Annotated in this window: 2 protein-coding genes; one reads left to right on the top strand and one right to left on the bottom strand. The window is 60.0% G+C overall.

The annotated features are described in order from the left end of the window. Window positions 1–66: 66 nt before the first annotated feature. A complete protein-coding gene (locus GGR45_RS19450) occupies window positions 67–735 on the top strand; it encodes a hypothetical protein (RefSeq protein WP_156002588.1) in 669 nt (222 codons plus the stop codon). A 1-nt stretch (window position 736) separates the two neighbouring features. On the opposite strand, the gene GGR45_RS19445 is transcribed toward GGR45_RS19450, so the two are convergent. Further along, on the bottom strand, window positions 737–2140 hold a 1404-nt coding region (locus GGR45_RS19445), incomplete at its 5' end, for a DUF6538 domain-containing protein (protein WP_221235842.1).

The following is a 2140-nucleotide window of genomic DNA, read 5'->3' as shown; positions in this document are numbered from 1 at the left end:
CATTCCGCATGGCGAGTTGTCGCGCAGTGGCATCTCTCCTAACATAATCTCATGGGGGGCATTTTCATGATGAAGTTTCGTCCGTCGCGTTTTCTTGTTCTGGCCGCATTAGCTGGATGCAACAATACAGATGCGACGCAGGCGCAAAGCAATGTGGCTCAGCCGCAGCCACTGCGAGCAGAGGCCGCGTCCGCCAACGGTATCGAGAGAGCACTTCTCGATCAGATAAGCTGCAAATCGCCGCCGCAGGCAGGTGTGGCAATGAGCGCCATGTTGCGTCAGCAACTGATAGCGCGGACTGAGGACGGAGGCGACGGAATAAGGCTATTTGTGCCGGTTTCTCAAATGTCTCTACTTGGATTTCCTGTCGTCCGACTGAGCGGTTGGCAGGCAGACCCTGAGGGTGGCGCAATGAAGCCCTTCGAACGAGGTCCGGGAACTGCTCCGCCGAATCACATATCAATCACTGTGAAGGCCAGTGAGGAAGAAGTTCGTGAGGCGTTGATCCGGCTTGGCATCGTGGAAGCCCGATATGTGCCTGATGAGAGTCAGGAGGCATGGGTCGGAAGTGATGGAAAGGTGGTTCAGCCGCAGCGGCTTATTCCCGGTCCCGCCGTCGCCGCTGGTGATGACGAAATGGCATCGAACCCTGTGGCCGGAACCACTACCATCGCCTGCTCAGCGGAAGCTATCGATTTTGATCGTGAGGTTAAGGCTCAGTTCGAGGCTCGATGATTCAAAGATGGTCTAAATTGACATCTTTGAAGCGCAGTTTCTTGATTGCATCATCGAGAGCATCGACCCGGTAGCCGCTGCCGTAATTCTCATGGACGGCTGTTCGAGACGACCCGGTAGTCCATCCTCCAAGGAGCAGAGCGATGTCGTAGTCGATACGCGCGGCGCGTAGCTCATCACGGAAGTTGTGGCGGAAGGAGTGGAATGAAGTGCGGCTCCGCTGTGCCCCGGAGGCGCGAAGGAACTGGGTGAACCACTTAGAGAAGGCGACAGGGCGCGAACCGGTAGAGCCCGTCTCGATGTCGTCGAACATCTTCTTCTCGCCCGCCCTCCGTTTTGTCTCGGCGAAATGGACCAACCCGCAGTCGATCAGGATCGGGTGGATAGGAATCAGGCGGTCGCTTGCCGTGGTCTTCAACTGCTTGTCCGTGGTGCCGTTGAGGGAGCGCAGGCTAACGACGATACAATCAACGCCATCGACGGCGCGGATGTCGGTGGTATCAAGCTGGCAGATTTCGCCCAACCGCGCCCCAGTAAACAGGGCGATCAGCGGCACCCAGAACCGCGCGTTGCGTGGTCGCTGGCTTCCGGCCTTATTGTAGCCGCGCCCGCCATCGACGCAGCCGCGATAGAGGGGCGCGTTGAAGATCGAATGAAGCTGCTTCCGGTCGAATGGTGACCGCTTGTCCCGCTTGTTGATAGGGTCGGGTAGGCGCAGCCCCCGTGCCGGGTTCCGGGCGAGCAGTTCCTCATTGACCGCCCAGTTGAGAAAACTGCTCATGTTGGACATCAGCGAGTTGGCGTTTGCCGCACTGATGACCTTGATGTCGCCGCGCAGGCGGGCGCGATCTGCCGCCTCGCGTGGCGAGAGCTTCGGGAACAGTTTCCCGGCGTTTGCGGGGAGGAAGCGCAGCACATCCAGCATATCGCGGCAATGCGCCCGCGAGATAGACGCGACGGGAACGGCCTCACCGATCACCGCGATGGCGAGCCTCCGGCTCGTCTCATACGCCTCACGCGTGTTGGCGGTCCAAGCGCGCGTCGGATCGTCGATGTAGCTGCGGTATGCCTCGGCGAGCGTCAGCGGGCTGTCGGGCTCAATGCTGGCTACGGGTGGGAGCGCAATCGGGATCGGGCGCTCGGCAGGATCGTCCTTCGGCGGTTTAATGAGCATCGCATCGACCGGCATGCCCGCCATCGCGCGGGCGTGCTCGATCTCCATTTCGATCCGGGCAACGACCCCCGGCAATCGACGCAGCGCGACTGATAGGCTGTCAGTTCGGAGCGAGCGCCAGATTTCGAGCCGATTCAGCAAACGCTGAGCGTCAACCGGGACGGTGTGCCGATAGTAGAGTTTTTGTCCCCGTCGAAGCACGCCACGAGGCAAATCCCGTAGCAGCTTACC

The sequence above is a fragment of the Sphingomonas zeae genome, from assembly GCF_014197135.1.
GTDB classification, from domain to species: Bacteria; Pseudomonadota; Alphaproteobacteria; order Sphingomonadales; family Sphingomonadaceae; genus Sphingomonas; species Sphingomonas zeae.
The sequence above is the reverse complement of the archived record's forward strand: the minus strand, read 5'-3'. Positions and strand labels throughout refer to the sequence as shown.

Bases quoted from the DNA above. Each gene is read 5' to 3' on its own strand.
- GGR45_RS19450 (WP_156002588.1), top strand. From the start codon at position 67: ATGATGAAGTTTCGTCCGTCGCGTTTTCTTGTTCTGGCCGCATTAGCT.